18 protein-coding genes are annotated in these 20,240 nt (G+C 33.8%); 11 read left to right on the forward strand and 7 right to left on the reverse strand.

All coding sequences use genetic code 11. The features are described from left to right. Positions 1-55 precede the first annotated feature (55 nt). Positions 56-1,387, forward strand: a complete 1,332-nt coding sequence (locus tag V4538_05245; protein ID MES2380425.1) for a hypothetical protein — start codon at positions 56-58, stop codon at positions 1,385-1,387. 85 nt (positions 1,388-1,472) lie between these two features. Here the strand turns inward: V4538_05245 and V4538_05250 are convergent, their stop codons facing one another. From V4538_05250 to V4538_05265, 4 genes are all read right to left on the reverse strand, one after another. Beyond that, positions 1,473-2,618 (reverse strand): acyl-CoA dehydrogenase family protein, encoded by a 1,146-nt coding sequence (locus V4538_05250; protein MES2380426.1) that lies wholly within the window; start codon positions 2,616-2,618, stop codon positions 1,473-1,475. Between the two features lie 133 nt (positions 2,619-2,751). Then, complete coding sequence (locus V4538_05255; GenBank protein MES2380427.1) at positions 2,752-3,600, reverse strand: helix-hairpin-helix domain-containing protein; 849 nt, start codon at positions 3,598-3,600, stop codon at positions 2,752-2,754. 19 nt (positions 3,601-3,619) lie between these two features. Further along, on the reverse strand, positions 3,620-3,817 hold the full coding sequence (locus V4538_05260) for a hypothetical protein (protein MES2380428.1): 198 nt from the start codon (positions 3,815-3,817) through the stop codon (positions 3,620-3,622). Between the two features lie 9 nt (positions 3,818-3,826). Then, entirely contained in the window at positions 3,827-4,744 is a 918-nt protein-coding gene (locus V4538_05265; GenBank protein MES2380429.1) for an SDR family oxidoreductase, read from the reverse strand. A gap of 169 nt (positions 4,745-4,913) precedes the next feature. Here V4538_05265 and thrS point away from each other — a divergent pair, with 169 nt between their 5' ends. From thrS to rplT, 4 genes are all read left to right on the forward strand, one after another. After that, on the forward strand, positions 4,914-6,845 hold the full coding sequence (gene thrS / locus V4538_05270) for a threonine--tRNA ligase (protein MES2380430.1): 1,932 nt from the start codon (positions 4,914-4,916) through the stop codon (positions 6,843-6,845). A gap of 96 nt (positions 6,846-6,941) precedes the next feature. Continuing rightward, a complete protein-coding gene (gene infC / locus V4538_05275) occupies positions 6,942-7,430 on the forward strand; it encodes a translation initiation factor IF-3 (GenBank protein ID MES2380431.1) in 489 nt (162 codons plus the stop codon). 42 nt (positions 7,431-7,472) lie between these two features. Further along, the gene (gene rpmI, locus V4538_05280; GenBank protein MES2380432.1) at positions 7,473-7,673 is read left to right on the forward strand and encodes a 50S ribosomal protein L35; all 201 of its coding nucleotides are present in this window, start codon (positions 7,473-7,475) and stop codon (positions 7,671-7,673) included. A gap of 150 nt (positions 7,674-7,823) precedes the next feature. Further along, the gene (gene rplT, locus V4538_05285) at positions 7,824-8,168 is read left to right on the forward strand and encodes a 50S ribosomal protein L20 (GenBank protein MES2380433.1); all 345 of its coding nucleotides are present in this window, start codon (positions 7,824-7,826) and stop codon (positions 8,166-8,168) included. Positions 8,169-8,275: 107 nt separating this feature from the next. On the opposite strand, the gene murB is transcribed toward rplT, so the two are convergent. Then, positions 8,276-9,292, reverse strand: coding sequence for a UDP-N-acetylmuramate dehydrogenase (gene murB / locus V4538_05290; protein MES2380434.1), 1,017 nt, complete (start codon positions 9,290-9,292; stop codon positions 8,276-8,278). 17 nt (positions 9,293-9,309) lie between these two features. On the opposite strand from murB, the gene V4538_05295 reads away from it, so the two are divergent. Next, complete coding sequence (locus V4538_05295; protein MES2380435.1) at positions 9,310-11,235, forward strand: sulfatase-like hydrolase/transferase; 1,926 nt, start codon at positions 9,310-9,312, stop codon at positions 11,233-11,235. 89 nt (positions 11,236-11,324) lie between these two features. After that, positions 11,325-14,003: a T9SS type A sorting domain-containing protein gene (locus V4538_05300; protein ID MES2380436.1), complete on the forward strand. Its 2,679-nt coding sequence runs from the start codon at positions 11,325-11,327 to the stop codon at positions 14,001-14,003. 72 nt (positions 14,004-14,075) lie between these two features. Here the strand turns inward: V4538_05300 and menB are convergent, their stop codons facing one another. Together menB and menD are read right to left on the reverse strand one after the other, a co-directional pair. Beyond that, positions 14,076-14,900: a 1,4-dihydroxy-2-naphthoyl-CoA synthase gene (gene menB, locus V4538_05305; protein ID MES2380437.1), complete on the reverse strand. Its 825-nt coding sequence runs from the start codon at positions 14,898-14,900 to the stop codon at positions 14,076-14,078. A 66-nt stretch (positions 14,901-14,966) separates the two neighbouring features. Next, the gene (gene menD / locus V4538_05310; protein ID MES2380438.1) at positions 14,967-16,652 is read right to left on the reverse strand and encodes a 2-succinyl-5-enolpyruvyl-6-hydroxy-3-cyclohexene-1-carboxylic-acid synthase; all 1,686 of its coding nucleotides are present in this window, start codon (positions 16,650-16,652) and stop codon (positions 14,967-14,969) included. Positions 16,653-16,740: 88 nt separating this feature from the next. Between menD and V4538_05315 the strand changes: the two genes are divergently transcribed. From V4538_05315 to V4538_05330, 4 genes are all read left to right on the forward strand, one after another. Then, positions 16,741-17,349 (forward strand): fumarylacetoacetate hydrolase family protein, encoded by a 609-nt coding sequence (locus tag V4538_05315; GenBank protein MES2380439.1) that lies wholly within the window; start codon positions 16,741-16,743, stop codon positions 17,347-17,349. A gap of 52 nt (positions 17,350-17,401) precedes the next feature. Further along, positions 17,402-19,150, forward strand: a complete 1,749-nt coding sequence (locus V4538_05320; GenBank protein ID MES2380440.1) for a M23 family metallopeptidase — start codon at positions 17,402-17,404, stop codon at positions 19,148-19,150. Positions 19,151-19,181: 31 nt separating this feature from the next. Continuing rightward, positions 19,182-19,631 (forward strand): thioredoxin-dependent thiol peroxidase, encoded by a 450-nt coding sequence (bcp, locus tag V4538_05325; protein MES2380441.1) that lies wholly within the window; start codon positions 19,182-19,184, stop codon positions 19,629-19,631. Between the two features lie 129 nt (positions 19,632-19,760). After that, the gene (locus V4538_05330; GenBank protein MES2380442.1) at positions 19,761-20,102 is read left to right on the forward strand and encodes a TerB family tellurite resistance protein; all 342 of its coding nucleotides are present in this window, start codon (positions 19,761-19,763) and stop codon (positions 20,100-20,102) included. Positions 20,103-20,240: the final 138 nt, after the last annotated feature.

A 20,240-nucleotide genomic window follows, 5' to 3' on the forward strand; every position in this document is an offset into this window, starting at 1 on the left:
TTTAGTAATTTTTAAATTTTAGTTTCCATTAAAACACATATTCTTGTTTTAAATTATGTCACTAACAAAAATATTTATAATTGTTTTAACCCTGTTCAATTGTTTTGTAGCCCAAGCCCAAAACTCAAAAGAAGAGTTTGTGCAAAAAGGCAAGCACGTATTGGATTTATTTATAGCCAACCAGTTTGATTCCATTGCCGCAGAGTTTAATGCAGATCAGCAAGCATATAATAGTGCTGCTGCCATTGCCTCTAACTATACACCCACCACAACTACTTATGGCAATATACAATCTTATCGTTTAGGAGGTTTTACCGATAATAAATCGCAGGTATTAGTGGAGTTTGTATGTAAAACAGTTTATAGTATGGAGCTATTATTTCAGCTTACTTTTATGAGTTCAAGCAAAAAGCTCGTTATGTTTACCGTAAGAGAAGCATTTAAAGTATATGCTATTCCTGCTTATGCCGATGCCAGTTTATACAATGAACAGAATATAACATTTGCTGCCGATTCAACTATGCCATTAAGAGGTATTTTAACATCACCGGCTACCATAGCAAAAGCACCTTTAGTTATTATTATTCCAGCAGCGGGTCCAACCGATATGGACGGTATTTTTGCATCAAAGCCTTACAAAGATATTTCAGTCGGTTTAGCCTCCAATGGAATAGCCGTATTCAGATATAATAAACGGAGCTTAAATTATGGTTTTAATATAATGCAATATAAATTGAATGGCACCCAATATACACCGGAATTAGATGTGCTTTTTGACCTGTACGCAGCCATTGACTTATTGAAACAAAATCCACACGTTGACAGCAGTAAAATTTATTTATTAGGACATGGAGAAGGTGCTTATTTAGCTCCTTACGTAGCCAGTCAGAAATCAATTATAAAAGGAATTGTTATGTTAGGTGCCAATGCCAATCATCCGTTGGAAATGATGAATGATCAGAATGATTATTTAATTAAAATACTTCCACATAAAAAACACGATTTTGATGAAATAAAAGAGCGTTCAAAAATAGTATTGAAACATAAAGTAAAAGAAAATACTTCCTATACTATTTTACCTTACGATTTACAGGCAAGTTATTGGCTTTGGATTAATGAGTATGACCAAATAAAAGTGGCAAAAAAATTAAGTATTCCCGTTTTTATTATGCAAGGAGGAAGAGATTACCAGGTGGACGAAAAGAATTTTTTTGTATGGCAAAAAAAACTGCGCAAAAAGAAAAATGCCAGCTTTAAACTATACCCTAAAATGAACCACATTATGCACGAAGGAGAAGGCGAGTCAACCTATAGCGAATATAGCATTATGCGCCATATACCTTTTGAAGTAATTAATGATATACAAAACTGGCTGCATCAGAATTAGGGCAGCTATGAATAAAAAAAGCCTTCAAGTTTTCTTGAAGGCTTTTTTATAAGTTATTATTACCAATTGGTAAAAGAATAGTAGTTTAGTCTTTCAATACACTTCTGGCTATTACCAGTTTTTGTATTTCACTGGTGCCTTCACCTATGGTACATAATTTCGAATCACGGTAAAACTTCTCTACAGGGAAATCTTTAGTATAACCATAACCACCAAATATTTGAATAGCTTCAGTAGCAGCCCACACACATACTTCCGATGCATAGTATTTAGCCATTGCACTTTCTTTGGTCATTGGCAAACCACGCATTTTTAAATCAGCTGCTTGTAAAGTCAACAATTCAGCTGCTTCAATTTTAGTAGCCATATCAGCTAGTTTAAAAGCAATAGCTTGAAAATTAGAAATAGGTTGGCCAAACTGATGGCGTTCTTTAGAGTATTTTAACGCAGCTTCATAACTTCCTTTGGCAATACCTAATGAAAGAGATGCAATAGAAATTCTTCCGCCATCCAATACCTTCATGGCTTGTTTAAAACCATCGCCAACATTGCCTAAAATATTATCTTTATGTATACGGCAATCTTCAAAAATCATTTCAGCAGTTTCGCTCGCACGCATACCTAATTTGTTTTCTTTTTTGCCACCTTTAAAACCGGGTGCGCCACGTTCTACTACAAAAGCAGTAATACCGTGCGAATCCAATAACTCACCGGTACGGGCTAAAACTACAGCTACATCACCAGTAATACCATGCGTAATCCAGTTTTTCGAACCATTTAATACCCAATAATCACCATCTTGTTTTGCTACACATTGCATACGCATGGCATCGCTACCCGTGTTAGCTTCAGTTAATCCCCAAGCACCAATCCACTCAGCAGTAGCTAATTTAGGTAACCATCTTTTCTTTTGCTCTTCGTTACCAAACTGTAAAATATGGCCTGTACATAAACTATTATGTGCAGCCATACTAAGGCCCACAGAACTACAAACTTTAGTTATTTCTATAATAGCAGTGATATATTCAAAGTATCCAAGTCCGGCTCCTCCATATTCTTCAGGAACTAAAACACCTAACAGGCCTAATTTGCCCATTTCTTTCATGGTTTCTACCGGGAAATGTTGTGCTTCATCCCACTCCATTACGTAAGGACGAATATGTTTTTCTGCAAAGTCATGCGCCATTTGCGCTACCATTTTTTGGTTTTCTGTTTGCTCAAAATTAAGCATAGTAATTTATTGGTTTTTAAAAGTTCGGCAATAATAAAGGTTTAATGCTAAACACAGATAATTTTAAAAATTAAAATAATAAATTTTATCCTTTGAGTTTTTCTGTGTTGTTGGTTTTAATGTTTCAAGTAGTTTATTTAATTTCTCCGTAAATTTTTATTCTCGTTAAAATAGAATCATTTACAATTTTAATATTTAATAAGTCAGTATAACTTTTGTAGTTGCCGTGTTGTAGGCGGTAATTAATAATAATGCGAGCCAACTTGTATTTAAAATAAGGATGTTGCTTTAGCTCCTCTTCACTTACAGTATTCAAATTTATCTTCTTGGCTTTACTTGCATCAACATATATTTTACCATGCAAATCATATAAAATGTCTTCGTCAAAACCATAAATTTCCATTAGTTGGTTAAGGTCTAAAAAGCCACCTAACTTATTTCTGTATTCAATAATCCTGCCCGCCATTATTGGGCCAATTCTATACAGCTTTACCAATGTTGCAGAATCAGTTGTATTTAACTCAATAGCTTTAAAAGGTGTTTTCTTTTTTATTGTACTATCAGCATAAGTATCAAGCGTATAATTAGTGTCATTGGTAAATACAATAAATGGTGTTAGTTGTTCCATTACATCAGGTTTAATACCATATAATTTTTTCAAATCATCAATCGATTTGAGTTTACCGCCTTTACTTAAGTAATTATGAACAGTAGCAATGTTTTTTTCGCTTAAACCAAGTTGTTTAAGTTCATCATCACTGGCAGTATTAATGTTAATGGGGTTTGTTAAAATACTTTCCTGATCGTTAGCAGTATTTGTAACATTAATACTATCCAATTTGTTTAATTTACTAATACTTACATAAGTGTTGTTTAATGGCTTTAAAAGCCGGTAAACACTTGGTATAAATACAACCAAAATAGTAAGTAACAATAAAATAATAATGCCTTTTCGTTCGCTGGGCGAAAAGTAGAAATACATTTTTATAAATTTTTCTAGTCTAAGCTTTAGTATCTTCATCTCTTCTTTTTTGTCGAGGAGGATTAATTTTAGGATTTTTTATAAAGAAGACATAAAGCAGAATAAAAACAAAAGCAGCACCAACCAATTCAGTAATAAACCAAAAAGTAAAACTGGCTTGTTCTTGTTCCGGTTGCACTGGTACTGCGGTTTGCAATAAAGTAAGTAAATTTAGCATGCTGCAATATTAACCTTTGTTTTTAGTAATTGCTTGCAATTGTTCATTCAACAGTGCCAATCCTTCCGAAAAACTATGTGGGTTATAACCTAATTCATATACAGCTTTATTAATATTAAAACCCGTAACAGGAGGACGTTTAGCAGGTTGATTAATTCCTTCACTAGTTGAAATAGATAATAATGATTTATCCAGTTTCCAAAAATCGGCAACCCTATAAACCAAATCAAATACACTCATAAAATCCCTGCCACTTATATTGTAAATACCCTGAGCTTTCTTATCGGCAGCTAATTTGCAACCCATAGCCAAATCTTCTGCCAATGTTGGTGTTCTGAATTGGTCAGAAACTACATTGATGTTTTTGCCGCCTTCCAAAGCTCCTTTAGCCCAAAGTACTATATTACTTCTGCTCATATCATTTATTACTCCGTAAACCAATACCGTTCTTAAAATAGACCAACTATTAGACTGACCAATAACAATTTGTTCGCCTTTTAATTTCGATAAGCCATAATAACTTAAGGGGTTTGGCCTTTCATCTTCCGTTACAGGTCCGTGCGTACCATCAAAAATAAAATCAGTTGAAACCTGAACCAAATGAACTTGGTTCGCATTACAAGCATCAACCAGGTATTTTACTGCAGCTACGTTTAACTGGTCGCAACCTTCTTTGTCCGTTTCACAAGCGTCTACATTGGTCATAGCAGCCGTATTTATAACTACATCAGGTTTATGCTTTTCAATTATTTCCGATACTTCATTACTGTTTGTTATATCTAGACTTTCATATAAAAATCCTGTTTTGTCAGCATACCTGTTTTCACCACGTGCAGTAGCAATTAACTCATGTTCGCTGTGTTTTTTGTATAAATCTATCAGCTTTTGGCCAAGTAAGCCATTGCTACCAGTAATTAATATTTTCATAAATTAAATTGAGTGCTTATCTATTACAACAATAGTAAGGAGTTGTCCATTCTTTAGCAAACCAAAAGTCATTAATTTTTATGAAGTTCAGCCGCTTATTTTAGCAGCAAAAAAGATTTTAATTTTTCTTAGCTATTTGAAAAGCAAAAATAGTATTTTGCAGGCCTTTATGATAAATATAACTTTACCAGACGGTTCCGTTCGTACGTTTGAACGGGGTGCAACCGCCTTAGATGTAGCCAAATCAATTAGTGAAGGTTTGGCCCGAAACGTACTCGCAGCAAAAGTAAATGACCAGATTGTTGATGCCTCTCGTGCTATCAATGAAGACTCAACGTTAAAATTACTGACGTGGAATGATTTAGAAGGCAAACAAACCATGTGGCATTCATCAGCGCATTTAATGGCTGAAGCTTTGGAAGTAATTTATCCCGGTGTAAAATTTGGAATAGGGCCTGCTTTAGAAAATGGCTTTTATTACGATGTTGATTTCAATGGTCAATCATTTTCTACCGATGACTTAAAGAAAGTAGAAGAAAAAATGGCTGAGTTGGCTAAGCAAGCCAATGCATACAACCGTAAAGAAGTTTCTAAAACAGATGCTATTGCATACTTTACCGAAAAAGGCGATGAGTATAAACTTGATTTATTAAAAGATTTAGAAGACGGAACTATTACGTTCTACTCACAAGGTAACTTTACCGATTTGTGTCGTGGTCCGCATATTCCCAATACTGGTTTTATAAAAGCATTAAAACTAACATCAGTAGCAGGTGCTTATTGGCGTGGCGATGAAAACAATAAACAACTAACACGTATTTATGGAATTACTTTTCCTAAAAAATCAGAATTGGATGAGTACTTACACATGCTTGAAGAAGCAAAAAAACGCGACCATAGAAAGTTAGGTAAAGAGTTAGAATTATTTACTTTTTCAGAAAAAGTAGGAATGGGTTTACCATTATGGTTACCTAAAGGAGCCATGTTGCGTGAGCGTTTGATTCAGTTTTTACAGAAAGCACAAGTAGAAGCTGGTTATCAGCAAGTAGTTACGCCACATATTGGTAATAAAAACTTGTACATCACTTCTGGTCATTACGAGAAGTATGGAGCTGATTCATTTCAACCAATTTCAACACCAAGAGAAGGAGAGCAGTTCTTTTTAAAACCAATGAATTGCCCGCATCATTGCGAAATATATAAAGCGTCACCAAAATCGTACAAAGACTTACCGGTAAGATATGCTGAGTTTGGTACCGTATACCGTTATGAGCAAGCAGGCGAATTACATGGATTAACCCGTGTACGTGGTTTTACTCAGGACGATGCGCATTTATTCTGTCGCCCTGACCAGGTAAAAGAAGAGTTTTGCAAAGTAATAGATTTAGTACTTTATGTTTTTAAAGCATTGGACTTTAAAGACTATACAGCCCAAATTTCGTTACGAGATCCAAACAATAAAACCAAATATATTGGCAGTGATGAAAATTGGGTTTTAGCCGAAAATGCTATCATTGAATCTGCAGCCGAAAAAGGATTAACCACTGTTATTGAATTAGGCGAAGCAGCATTTTATGGACCTAAATTAGATTTTATGGTGAAAGATGCTATTGGCCGTAAATGGCAATTAGGTACTATTCAGGTTGATTATAACTTACCGGAAAGGTTTGAATTGGAGTATACAGGAAGCGATAATCAAAAACATCGCCCCGTAATGATTCATAGAGCCCCGTTCGGTTCACTAGAGCGTTTTGTGGCAGTATTGATAGAGCATTGCGCAGGCAATTTTCCATTATGGCTTACCCCTGAGCCAATTACAATATTACCAATTAGCGAAAAGTATCATGAGTATGCGCAAAAAGTTGTAAATGTGCTAAATAAAGCAGATATTCGCGGCCCCTTAGATGAAAGAAACGAAAAAGTAGGTAAGAAAATAAGGGATGCTGAAGTGAAAAAAATACCATTTATGTTGGTAGTTGGCGAGCAGGAAATGTTGGAAAACACCGTTTCTGTCCGTAAACACGGAGGCGAAGAAGTAGGTAAACTAACAATAGAAGAGTTTATCAAATATTTTAAAGAAGAACAAACAGTAAAAATATAATAAGAATTGGCATTACCACCTAAAAAGAAACCAGCGTACATTCCTGGACAAAGACGTCTTCCTACAAAACCAGGAGAAGGCGAGTTTAACATCAATATGCAAATACGTGCTAAAGAAGTGCGTTTAATTGCAGAAGGAGTTGAACCAGGAGTTTTTTCAATTACAAGAGCACTTGAGATTGCTGATGAACAAGGACTTGATTTGGTTGAGATTTCACCCAATGCAGAACCCCCGGTTTGTAAAGTAATTGACTACAAAAAGTTTTTATTTGAACGCAAAAAGAAAGCTAAAGAAGCAAAAGCAAATCAAATAAAACAAGACATCAAAGAAATCCGTTTCGGACCTAATACCGATGACCATGACTTTGATTTTAAATTAAAACATGCAGAAGGTTTTTTACAAGAAGGACATAAAGTAAAAGCTTATGTTTTCTTTAAAGGACGTTCAATTGTTTACAAAGAAAGAGGAGAAGTTCTTTTATTACAGTTTGCTCAAAAATTGGCAGAACTGGGTAAAGTTGATATGTTACCGAAGTTAGAGGGCAAAAAAATGACTTTAATAATGAGTCCTAAACCTAAAAAATAAAAAATCGTTAATTGTAAAGTATAAAAAGAATCGGAGATTAAAATGCCAAAAGTAAAAACAAACAGTGCGGCCAAGAAACGCTTTAAAGCCACTCCTAGTGGAAAAATTAAGAGAGGTTCAGCATACAAAAGCCACATTTTAACAAAAAAATCAACCAAACAAAAACGTAACCTTACAGGGGTTGCATATATCAGTAAACCTGATATGGGATTGGTTAAAAATTTATTAGGAATAGGTAAATAGTTTTCGTAGAGACATTGCATGCAATGTCTTCAAATAAATTATTACCCAAACTAAAATCGGTTTCAAAACAAGTATTAACCCGAACAAAAGCCCCAAAGAATCATGCTAACCGAAATGATCGCTTAGGTTCAAAAAACTAAAAATTAAATTATGCCACGTTCAGTCAATTCAGTAGCCTCAAGAAGGCGCAGAAAAAAACTCCTTAAATTAGCTAAAGGCTATTGGGGAGCTCGTAAAAATGTATTAACAGTTGCCAAGCATACCATAGACAAAGGTTTAAACTATGCTTACCGCGACCGTAAAACCAAAAAACGTAATTTCCGTTCACTTTGGATAGTGCGTATTAACGCAGGTGTTAGGACTCATGGATTAAGCTATAGCCAATTTATTGGTTTAGCAGCTAAAAAAGGTTTAGGTTTAAACCGTAAAGTATTAGCAGATTTAGCTATGAACCATCCTGATGCTTTCAAAGCCATTGTTGAAAAAGTAAAATAAATTTTTAAACAACACTTTACAATATTCGATTCAAAAGCCTTTCCTCGTGAAAGGCTTTTTTTATTTATAATAGGTTAGAGAAAATCAATGAAGAAAAATTGATGTTGTTAGATAATATTTACTTCAGGAACTATGGTTACACCAAATTTATCCAATACCGATTTTTGAATAGCAAGGGCTAAGTTCCATATTTCATTGCCGGTAGCTTCGCCATAATTAACCAAAACCAAAGCTTGGTTTTTATGCGAGCCCGTATTGCCAACTACTTTCCCTTTCCAGCCACATTGTTCAATTAACCAACCTGCAGCAAGTTTAGTAGTGCTATCTCCAGTTTTATAACCAACCATATCAGTAAACTGTTCTTTCAGCTGTAAATACTTTTCAGTTTGTATTTCAGGGTTTTTGAAAAAACTACCCGCATTGCCCAAAATAGTAGGGTTTGGTAGTTTTGATTGCCTTATTTCAATTACAGCATCACTCACATCCTTAATAGACGGTTGAATGATGTTCTTATTTTTTAGTACCTCCTCAATGGCTCCATAAGAAATGTTAAGGTTGGCTTTTTTATTCAACTTAAAAGTTACCGAGGTAATAATATATAATCCTTTTGCTTCGTGTTTAAAAATACTTTCCCTATATCCAAACTTACATTCAGCATTCGTAAATACCTTACGTTCGTTCGTATCAGTATGGTAAGCTTCTACCTCAAAACAAACATCTTTAATTTCAGCACCATAAGCGCCAATATTTTGCATTGGAGCAGCTCCCACACAACCAGGTATAAGCGATAAGTTTTCTACTCCCGCATACCCATTGCTTACACAATATAAAACAAAGTTGTGCCATTTTTCTCCGGCCATGGCCTTCACAAAAACAGCATTATCATCCTCAGCTATTTTTTCAATGCCAAGTATATCCATTTTTAAAACCAGGCCATCGTAATCCTTAGTGAGTAAAATATTACTTCCACCCCCAAGAATCATCATTTTTCTATGCGCTAAATTAAAGTTATCAATAATAAAATTTAAACCTTCAATAGAGTTTATCTCAATAAAATCAGCGGCTTTGGCTTCTATTCCAAATGTGTTATATGGTTTTAACGATATATTTTGTTTTATAATCATGCAATACTTCAAATAAAATGAAAGAAAAATTATATCCTAAACATAATTTAAAAATTATTTTTGCTTTTATGTTTAATAACATTCCGCACTTAAAAGCATTGTTACAAAGGCTTGCCATTATATATATATTTTATGCTTTATGTAGACTGATTTTTTTATTGTTTAATACATCAATGTATGAATTAGGGTTTGTAAAAATAATAAGCACGTTTTATTACGGGTTGTTATTTGACACATCAGCCATTATATATACCAACGCTATTTTTATTTTACTACATATAATACCTATAGCTTTAAGGCAAAAAGAATGGTACCAACAAGTGTTAAAAATTTATTTTTTAACCGTGAACGGAATTGCCCTATTACTTAATTTAATTGATACCAGTTATTATTCATTCAGTGGTAAACGCTCAGGAATTGAATTAATGGGTATGAAGAGCGAAATAAAAGGATTGGTTATATTTAATTACTTAATAGATTACTGGTATGCGTTCCTGCTGTTTTTTGTTTTACTTTTTTTACTAAACAAATGTTATAACTATACAAAGCTTACGTTAACCCAAAAAGAATGGTCATGGTATTGTCAAGCCGCATTAATACCAGTTATCGCAGCATTATCATTTATAGGTGCACGTGGAGGTTTTGCATTAATTCCATTAAACACTTTTGATGCAGCTAGGCTGGTAGGAGTGAATGCCGCAAACTTGGCTACCAATACCCCCTTTCATGTAATTATGAGTGTGCAGCAAGTAGGGCTTGAAAAACAAAATTATTTTACACAGAATATTGCAGACCAATATTACCAATTAGTGAAGCAAAATACCAATATAACAGATACTACAAAGCCAAACGTAGTACTTATTATTGTAGAAAGCCTCGGCAAAGAATATGTTGGTTTTTACAACAATGGTGAGGGTTTTACACCCTTTATTGATAGCCTTGCTTCACATGCTACCGTTTATACCCAATGTTATGCTAATTGCAAAAGAAGCATTGAAGGAGTTTCTTGTATTATGGCTTCTATGCCAAGTTGGATGGAAACTGATTACATAAGCAGTTATTACCAGACCAATCAATTAAAAAGCATTGGTGCTTACCTGAGCGAGGAGGGATATAAAACATCATTCTATCATGGCGGCATAAACGGAACCATGAGTTTCGATAATTTTATAGCCAATACCAATGGCGGAGATTATTATGGCAAAAATGAATACCCAAATCAAAACGATTATGATGGCAATTGGGGAATTTACGATGATAAATATTTAAGTTATTGGGCTGACGAGTTAAATGCAAAAAAGAAACCCTTCTTCTCAACTTGTTTTACCCTTTCTTCACATCACCCGTACAATATACCCAAAGAGTTACAGGCAAAATTCCCAAAAGAAAAACAAGAAATGTATCGTTCCGTTCGTTATGTTGATTACAGTTTACAGCAGTTTTTTGCAAAAATTAAATATATGCCTTGGTATAAAAATACCGTTTTTATTATTACAGCCGATCACTCCTCTTTAAATAGTAAAGCCAAATACAATACAGATGCCGGGAAATACGAAATTCCTTTATTGGTGTATGATGCCCGAAAACCTTATTTTGAAAAAAATGATACAATCACCCAGCAGTTATCCATTTTACCCATGGTTTTAAAATTAACCAATTACAAAAAACCATATTTTAGTTTTGATGGAAATGATACCAATCGATTTTCACTCACTTACCAAAATGGATATTATCAAATCATTAAAGATTCATTTACATACCATTTTACTGGAAAGTCAGGACTGGGTTTTTATGAAATAAAAACAGACAGTTTAATGGCTAATAATTTGATTAATAAAGCAGTGTTTCAACAACAAAAATCCTATCTCGATACATTAATAAAAATAGTCATACAGCAATACAATAATGCTTTGATTGACAACAAAATGACTGACAAGAAATAGCACATTAAAATTTTATTATAAAACCGTTTGTCTGCTTGTTTTACGGGTAAAAAAAATTACATTCGCAAACTAAACTAAAAGTGAAAACTATGAAATCATTTATACGTAAAATTACAATGTTATTTTTTGTGCTAGCCTTGGTTATACCGGCTATTGCACAAACAAATACATGGACCAATGCAAACGGAACGGGCGTTTGGAGCGATGACGGGAATTGGTCGAGTGGTGCTGCTCCTGATGGGTCAGAATCTATTAGATTCGATGGTACCAGTACTGATGATTGCTATGTTGATGCAGGTGCTAATGCTACCCTTACCGGAGTTGGTTTAACGCTTGCAGCTGGCTATACTGGTACAATAACTATAGATGATGCTATTGCATTTGAAATTGGTGTTATCAATTTAAACGCTGGTCGTATAGTTGTCGGTGTAAATACATTTGCCTGTACGTCACTTTTCTTTGGTAATAATATTACAACAACAAGAGAGTTTGATGGAACAAACGCTACACAAATTACTATTGCAGGTACTTTAAGTTTTGGAACAGGTACCAGTAACAATGCTACTTTCAGAGCATCAAGCAATACAACAAATGGAACTTCACTAGGAGGTACTTTAACCTATACTGCAGGCACATTTGTTCATAATTCAGGTAAATTTCGTTTTACTGCTGGAGGAGCCAGGACGGTTCCTAATTTTACTTTCTTTGATTTAGAATTATACAATTCAACAAATGCAGCGGTTACCATTACTTTAGGTTCAACAATTACAGTTAATAATACGCTTTACTTATCAGGTAATTCAAGTTCATCAATTTTGAACTTTGCAACGGGTACTATTAACCTAAAAGGAGGATTAGATGTTAGTGGGCATAATGCAACAACCGTGGGAACTACTTTAACAGGTACAATCAATATGAACGGTACTTCGGCTCAAAGTATTGTGGGTAATGTTTCAAGTTCAACCGGAGCTATTCCTAACTTGACTATAGGAAATACAACAGCAGCGGTTACCCTTTCTTCAGGTTCATTATATGTTGGAGGTACTTTTACTATTAATAGTTCAGCTTCATTTGTAACTGGTGGAAACACCATTAGTTTTGGCGGTAACGTAGCCAATTCAGGTACTTTTACACCAAGTACCAGTACTATATTTTTAAGACATACCGCTGCACAATCAATTAATTTTGGAGCAGGTGCAAGTATTAATACATTAACTTGTAGCAAAAGTTCAAACACAGCCACTGTAAATGCAGCAACAACAATAACTGACCTGTTAACTTGTACTAGTGGAACTTTAAATTTAAATGGCAACGTTACAATTGCCTCAACCGCAAGCAAAACAGCAAATGTTGGTACTAGCACAGGTACTATATCAGGTAATGCAAATGTTCAACGATTTATTACTGCTGCCGGCAGAAGATATAGATTTTTAGCCTCTCCTGTTTCAGGTGCAACCATGAGTGCTTGGAAAAACACCATTCATATTTCAGGACCGGGTGGAGCTACCAATAATTTTGATGCAACCGTAGGTGATCAACCTTCAGTTTATACTTACGATGAAACTTTAATAACTGGCGATTTAAATACAGGATGGGTATCAGCTACTAATGGTTCAACCGATCCGTTAACAATAGGAAAAGGTTTTAGAGTTTTTGTCAGAGGTTCTAGAAGCGGTGCTAAATTAGTACCACCATACGATCCGCAGGATGCAGTTACATTGTCAGTAACTGGACCTTTAAACAATGGAAATTTTGTTTTTAGTCCAACGTTTACTTCATCGGGTAATGCTGCCAACGATGGTTGGAATATGTTGGGAAATCCATACGCTAGCGGATACGATTGGAATTCTTTTTACGATGGAGGTTCAAACAGAACCAATATGGATCCGACAGTTTATATTTTTGATGGTACAACCAATGCATATTTAAGTTACAATGCAAGCTCAAATACAGGAGGTTTAACAAGTGGAATTATTCCATCAGGCTCAGCTTTTTATATTAAAGCTACCGGAGCAAGCCCAGCATTAACATTTACTGAAACATTTAAATCAACCATTACGCCTTCATCAACTTTTAAAATGAAAGAGCCTGAATTGGAAATTAGAATGGAAACTGCTGCCAGCAATGAAATAGATAAGTATTTCTTTAAAGTAATGCCGGGTTCAACTAATAACTATGATGGTTTCGATATTATAAAATTAAGTAATGCCAATGTAAACGTATCATCATACGGTCAGGATGGACAACAATTAACAGCCAGCGTAATTCCTGAGTTAGCTGATTTAACAGTAGTTCCATTAAAAGTTATTGCAGCAAAGGCAAGCACCTTTAAATTTACTTTTTATGGGGTAAATGGTTTTACCGGTAGTGATTTTGTTTTAATTGATAAATTTACAAATACAACAACACCTTTAATGGATAGCACTACTTATTCTTTTGTGATGGATTCAGTTACCGGAAGCTATGGAGACAAACGTTTCGAAATTGCCATTGCTAAAAACAGAACAAGCATTGATAAATATTTTGAAACAATCAATAATATTTTAACAGCTACAGTTTATCCAAATCCTGCCGTTAACGAATTAAATATTGAAGTAAATAAAAATGCTAAAATAGAGCAAGTATCAGTATTTGATATTACAGGAAAACAAATAAACAATTACACAAGTACAGGTAGCAAATTAGATATTTCCAACTTGAGTAATGGTACTTACTTAATAGAAGTGATGACCAATCAAGGTCGTTTAACAACTAAGTTTGTTAAATAGTATTATAAGCTTAAGGCATAAAAAAAGCAGACAATTTTGTCTGCTTTTTTTATGCCTTATTATTTTTAACCATTATGGAAATTTAGGAAATTTACTAAAGTCAGGTTTACGCTTTTCTAAAAATGAATTTTTACCCTCTTTGGCTTCATCACTCAGGTAATATAATAAAGTAGCATTTCCTGCTAACTCCTGAATACCTGCTTGTCCATCCAGTTCAGCATTGAAACTAGCCTTGATCATACGCAATGCAACGGGGCTTTTTTCAATCATTTTCTGGCACCATTTAATGGTTTCATCTTCCAATAATTCCAATGGAACTACTTTGTTCACTAAACCCATATCCAATGCTTCCTGTGCATTGTATTGGTCGCATAAAAACCAAATTTCGCGTGCTTTCTTTTGTCCAACTACACGTGCTAAGTAGCCCGCGCCAAAACCACCATCAAAGCTACCCACTTTCGGTCCTGTTTGACCAAATTTAGCATTTTCGGCAGCTATTGAAATGTCGCAAATTACATGTAATACATGCCCACCACCAATAGCGTAACCCGCCACCATAGCAATAACCGGTTTAGGTATTCTGCGGATTTGCATTTGTAAATCCAACACATTTAAACGTGGAATTCCATCGTCACCCACATAACCGCCATGTCCACGTACACTTTGATCGCCACCACTGCAAAAAGCTTTACCACCTTCTCCGGTTAAAATTACTACTCTTACATCTTGGTTTTGACGTGCGAGTTCCATGGCCTCACTCATTTCCTGTACCGTTAATGGTGTAAATGCATTGTGCACATGAGGTCGGTTAATACTAATTTTTGCAATACCTTCATAGTATTGAAATAAAATTTCCTTGTACTCCTTCAGAGTAGTCCAATTATATTTGCTTGTCATATTTTATTTAGTTAATAGTTGATAGCTAATAGATCATAGTTAAAATTCTCTATGGTCTGTCGTCTATCAACTATGGTCAATATTCATTTTTCTAAACACTTTATATACCTCCGCACTTGCTTCCATGTCAAAACTAAGTTCTATTATTTTAGCTGTGTCCGATGGTTCGAAAAATGTTTTTAACGCATTATTCAATTCATCTTGCGAAGTGCAATTTTCGTAAATTAATCCAAAATCTGTAGCTAAATTTTTAGCTTTTAAATGATGTTTCGTTAAGAAAAATTGCTCCAATTCGGGTGTGCCGCTGGGTCCATCAATTAAATTGAAAATACCGCCACCGCTATTGTTTAATAAAATTATACGTAAATTCTTTGGTACATAATTATTCCAAAATGCATTTCTATCATAGAAAAGAGCCAAATCACCTGTAACTAATGTAGTAATATTATTGTTAGCCAAAGCAGCCCCAATTGTTGTGGAGCTACAGCCATCAATACCACTGGTTCCTCTGTTGCAAAATACGGTTAATTGTTTTTGGGGTACACCTAAATAGCTTACATAACGAATAGATGTACTATTGGCAATATGTAACTGGCTGTTGGAAGGCAAATTATCCAATACTGTATCTACAGCAACTAATTCGTTAAAAACAGCAGTATTACTTATGGTAAAGTGTTTGGTTAATGCATTGCTTTTTTGTTCAATTTTATACCAGAGTTCACTATAAGAACTATCCGTTGCTAAAGACAGATTATTTATTGAATTCAATACCAAAATATTGCTTGAAAAAATATAATCAGTTACATTATTGTAAGTGTTAACTAATGTTTCGTCTTGCTGAATTCTGAAATGAAAGCTTGGTTGTTGTTGCTTTAACCACAACTTTAATGCTTTTGATAAAACGGGGCCACCCAAACTTATTATTAAATCAGGTTCCAGTTCTTGTAAAGTATCTTTAGTAGCTTGTGCTATAATAAGATCAAACTGTTTTAACCAAATGTTTTCATGTTGATTGGAAACTACATCAGCTAAAATTATAAACCCCTTTTCTTGTAATGCAATAAGCACTTTATTCAATGCCCTGTTAGGTAAAAGTTGCCCTACTAAAATTATTTTTTTCTTACTCTTGACAACAGCATCGCTCAGTTTTGTAGTATCAAATTCAACCGATTTTTCTTTGTTAGTCTCAAGTTGTATTAATTCTATTTCGGGAATTAAATTTTCGTATAAAGGCTCTATCAGCGGCACATTTATATGTACAGGGCCCAAAACAGGATTAGTTGATTTTTCTAAAACATTTTGCACCTCAAGTTGCGAACTTTGAACTGAAAACTGCATGCTAGCCCTAACATGAGAGCCAAACAAATTAATTTGATTAATCATTTGTCCGTCCTGTTGATTAATCATTTCCAAAGGCCTATCCGCAGTTAAAACCACCAAAGGAATTTTTTGATAAAAAGCTTCCGCAATAGCAGGATAAAAATTAACCGCAGCAGTTCCACTGGTACAAATTAATGCTACAGGTTTTTGTAATTGCTGCGCTATACCTAAAGCAATATAAGCTGCACTGCGCTCATCAATTATAGTATAAGTTTTAAAGTTTTTATTGCGGTTAAAAGCAAATACCAAAGGGGCTGAACGAGAGCCAGGGCAAATTACAGCATGTGTAATTCCAAACTCGCTGCAAAGTTTTGATAATATAGTAACTTGGTTATTCAAAAGCGTTGCAAAGTAAAGCGTATTTGTAAGCATAATGAATGATTTTTGATAATTATTTTACCAATAATTTTATTCAATATAAAAATATATTCGCAGTAGAAATTAGTTTTAAAATTATTCCATGAAAATACTTTGTGTAGGGCGAAATTATAGTGAACATGCTAAAGAGTTAGGTAATGCAGTTCCTGAAAACCCAGTTATATTTAGTAAGCCCGATACTGCCCTGCTTAAAAACAATGAACCTTTTTACTTACCGGATTTTAGCAATGATGTGCATCATGAAGTAGAATTAGTTATTAAAATTAATAAAGTAGGAAAAAAAATCCAAGAGAAATTTGCACACAATTATTTTTCCGAAATTGGTTTAGGTATTGATTTTACTGCTCGCGATAAACAAAGTGAGCTAAAAAGCAAAGGTTTACCATGGGAATTAGCCAAAGCATTTGATGGTTCAGCGCCTATCGGAAATTTTATCAATATAGAAAATATAGATTTAAAGAACATAGATTTTAGTTTACAAAAAAATGGAGCATTAGTGCAAAAAGGGAATACTTCACAAATGATTTTTTCATTTGAAGAAATAGTAAGTTTTGTATCGCAATATTTTACATTAAAGGTAGGAGATTTAATTTATACAGGTACCCCGGCAGGTGTTGGCCAGGTTAATATTGGAGATAAATTAGAAGGATTTATTGGTACTGATTTAATGTTAACCTGTGAGGTAAAATAATAGGATGAAGTGGGGTAAATTAGTAATCATACTTTTGAGTGTTGTAGTTAATTTGAAGAGAACAGTTAATGCTCAAAACTACCCGCAAAATTACTTTCGTTATCCATTAGATTCATTACCTAATTTAGTTTCGCCTTTTGGTGGCCTGCGTGATAACCATTTCCATAGTGGTATGGACTTACGCACTAATCAGCGCGAAGGTTTACCAGTATATGCCAGTGCCGATGGTTATGTATCCCGCATAAAAATTCAAAGTATAGGTTATGGAAAAGCCATTTATATTGACCATCCAAATGGTTATACAACGGTTTATGGACATTTACAAAAGTATTCAGGTAAAATAGCCGAATGGATTCATAACCATCAGTACAAAAACCAAACCTTTGAATTTGATTATGTTTTTGAGAAGCCCGTATTATTGGTAAAAAAAGGAGATTTAATAGGTTTAAGTGGTAATAGTGGAGGCAGTTCAGGTCCACATGTTCATTATGAAATAAGAAATACAAAATCTGAAAAGATTTTAAACCCGGCACTATTTGGCATTATACCTATTGATACCCTAACACCATTTATAAAAAATGTATTTATTTATAAATTCACTACCGATGGGTTACTACTTAAACAACGTTTAAAAATAAATAATGCACAATTAATAACTACCGAAAAACCATATTATTTTATTTATAAAAATTCAATAGAATTAGATGCTGATGTATATGGTTTTGGAATAGAAACCTACGATTATATTCACAACCAGGAAGAAGAAAAAGGCATTTATAGTTATCAGCTTAGTTGGCAATCAAAACAGGTATTTAAGCATACCTTAGATCAGTTTGCTTTTGATGAGAGCAAGTATATAAATGCACATATCGATTATCCATTTTATAAAACAAACAAAATACGTTTTCAAAAATGTTTTGTTGATGATGGAAATGAATTTAGCACCTATGAAACCAATACACAAAAAGGAAAAGTAACCATTGCAAAAAATAGTTTAGATACACTTGTTTTTGAGGTAAGTGACTTTAATGAAAATAAATATTTTTTAGCCATTCCGATAAAGGGATTGCCTAAAAAAATGGATAAAGAAAAATTAGTGAATGCGAATTCTTTAAAAGGTAAAAAAGTTTTTTATCCATTAAAGCAAAACAATATAAAAAGCAAAGAATTTTTATTTGAGATGGTTCCAAAATCATTGTATGATACAACTTATTATGAGTACACCATTTTACCCAAAACGAAAAGTACTTTAAGCAAAGTTTATTGCATATCAAATTTAACAGCATCCATTCACAAAGCGGCCGATATAAGCATTAAACCGATAAAGGTAAAAAAAGAGTATGAAAGTAAATTGATGCTGGCTTATTACTTAACCGATGGAAAAAATTATAGGAGTGCTGGCGGTAGTTTTGAGAACGGATTTGTAAAAGCTAAAGCCAGTAATTTTGGACATTATTTTGTAACCTTAGATACTACTGCACCTGTTATAAAACAAGTTTTTATAAATACAGAAGAAGCAGTTAACGATTCACTACATTATTACTTTGAGATAAAAGATAATTTTAGTGGAATTGGAAAATACAAAGGTTATTTAAACGGTCAGTGGATTTTATTAGATTATGATGCTAAAAGCAACCTGCTAACTTATCATTTTGATGAGGTATGGAATAATTTAGTGCTTCAAAATAAAGATAGTAAGCAAAAAGACATGGCTACTATAAAACCAGAAATACTAATCCGTGTTACAGATAAAAAAGGAAACGTGGCAGAGAAACTTTTTATCATGCCTATCATATTCTAATCAATCACGACAATTTATAACGAACTAAATTATGACAATATTAAAAGAAGGCGATAAAGCACCAATATTTAAAAGCACTAATGAAAATGGAGAAACCGTTTCCTTAGCCGATTATAAAGGCAAGAAGTTAGTTCTATACTTTTACCCAAAAGATTCAACTCCTGGCTGCACAACCGAAGCTTGCGATTTAAGAGATAACTACCATACCTTTCAAGCCCAGGGTTACGAAATATTAGGAGTGAGCCCTGATAGTGCAAAATCGCACATTAAGTTTATTACAAAGTACCAATTACCTTTTAGCCTATTGTCAGACATGGACCATTCAGTAGCTGATACATATGGAGTTTGGGGTGAAAAAATGATGTTTGGAAGAAAGTATATGGGGGTATTACGTACTACATTTGTCATAAATGAAAAAGGTATTTTGGAAAAAGTAATAGAAAAAGTAGACACAAAAGCGCATACCCAGCAATTAATATAATTCCTATTTTATTGCTAGTCAATTATGTGACGGCAATAAAATTTCATAAATTTCTTGCATATAAAAAATAATTTAATATCTTTCCTAATAAATATAAGAAGTCCCATGGCTACCCAGTTTATAAATAAAATGAATAAAACCGAGGCAGGTTTTCATTTGTTGATGATCATATCAAAAGTAGATGGTAAAATTGAAAAAGCTGAATCAAATGTATTGTTAGATTTTTTAGAGAAAAGCTTTAGACAACCTATTGATTTAATTAAGGAGCAAGCTTTTTTGATGGCTTATCCTATGGATGATATGATGGATCATTTTATTGAAACTGCTGAGCAGTTTTTTAAAATTAGTACAAGTAATGAACGTAATAAAATACTACAGTTTGCCATGAAAATCTGTATGGCCGACAATAAAATGGAAAATGGTGAAAATAAATTTATCAATGCCTTGTACGATGCTTGGGGCTTGGATTAGATTAAAAGAAATAGCTTAAAAGTGAATTGCCCGAAAGGGCATTTTTTTTGTTTTCTCATTGGTTTTCAAAAATAAAAATAAAAAAAATAGCAAAATAACTTGCATAACCCATTAACTAAATTATATTTGCAGCCCTTT

Source organism: Bacteroidota bacterium (assembly GCA_040388375.1).
In the GTDB taxonomy this organism is placed as follows: domain Bacteria; phylum Bacteroidota; class Bacteroidia; order UKL13-3; family UKL13-3; genus JAAFJM01.

Coding starts and splice junctions, on each gene's coding strand:
- V4538_05330 (MES2380442.1), top strand. CDS start 19,761: ATGAATAAAACCGAGGCAGGTTTTCATTTGTTGATGATCATATCAAAA.
- V4538_05250 (MES2380426.1), bottom strand. CDS start 2,618: ATGCTTAATTTTGAGCAAACAGAAAACCAAAAAATGGTAGCGCAAATG.
- V4538_05265 (MES2380429.1), bottom strand. CDS start 4,744: ATGAAAATATTAATTACTGGTAGCAATGGCTTACTTGGCCAAAAGCTG.
- menD (MES2380438.1), bottom strand. CDS start 16,652: ATGCTTACAAATACGCTTTACTTTGCAACGCTTTTGAATAACCAAGTT.
- murB (MES2380434.1), bottom strand. CDS start 9,292: ATGATTATAAAACAAAATATATCGTTAAAACCATATAACACATTTGGA.
- thrS (MES2380430.1), top strand. CDS start 4,914: ATGATAAATATAACTTTACCAGACGGTTCCGTTCGTACGTTTGAACGG.
- rpmI (MES2380432.1), top strand. CDS start 7,473: ATGCCAAAAGTAAAAACAAACAGTGCGGCCAAGAAACGCTTTAAAGCC.
- V4538_05255 (MES2380427.1), bottom strand. CDS start 3,600: ATGTATTTCTACTTTTCGCCCAGCGAACGAAAAGGCATTATTATTTTA.
- V4538_05260 (MES2380428.1), bottom strand. CDS start 3,817: ATGCTAAATTTACTTACTTTATTGCAAACCGCAGTACCAGTGCAACCG.
- V4538_05245 (MES2380425.1), top strand. CDS start 56: ATGTCACTAACAAAAATATTTATAATTGTTTTAACCCTGTTCAATTGT.
- menB (MES2380437.1), bottom strand. CDS start 14,900: ATGACAAGCAAATATAATTGGACTACTCTGAAGGAGTACAAGGAAATT.
- V4538_05315 (MES2380439.1), top strand. CDS start 16,741: ATGAAAATACTTTGTGTAGGGCGAAATTATAGTGAACATGCTAAAGAG.
- rplT (MES2380433.1), top strand. CDS start 7,824: ATGCCACGTTCAGTCAATTCAGTAGCCTCAAGAAGGCGCAGAAAAAAA.
- V4538_05295 (MES2380435.1), top strand. CDS start 9,310: ATGAAAGAAAAATTATATCCTAAACATAATTTAAAAATTATTTTTGCT.
- V4538_05300 (MES2380436.1), top strand. CDS start 11,325: ATGAAATCATTTATACGTAAAATTACAATGTTATTTTTTGTGCTAGCC.
- bcp (MES2380441.1), top strand. CDS start 19,182: ATGACAATATTAAAAGAAGGCGATAAAGCACCAATATTTAAAAGCACT.
- infC (MES2380431.1), top strand. CDS start 6,942: ATGCAAATACGTGCTAAAGAAGTGCGTTTAATTGCAGAAGGAGTTGAA.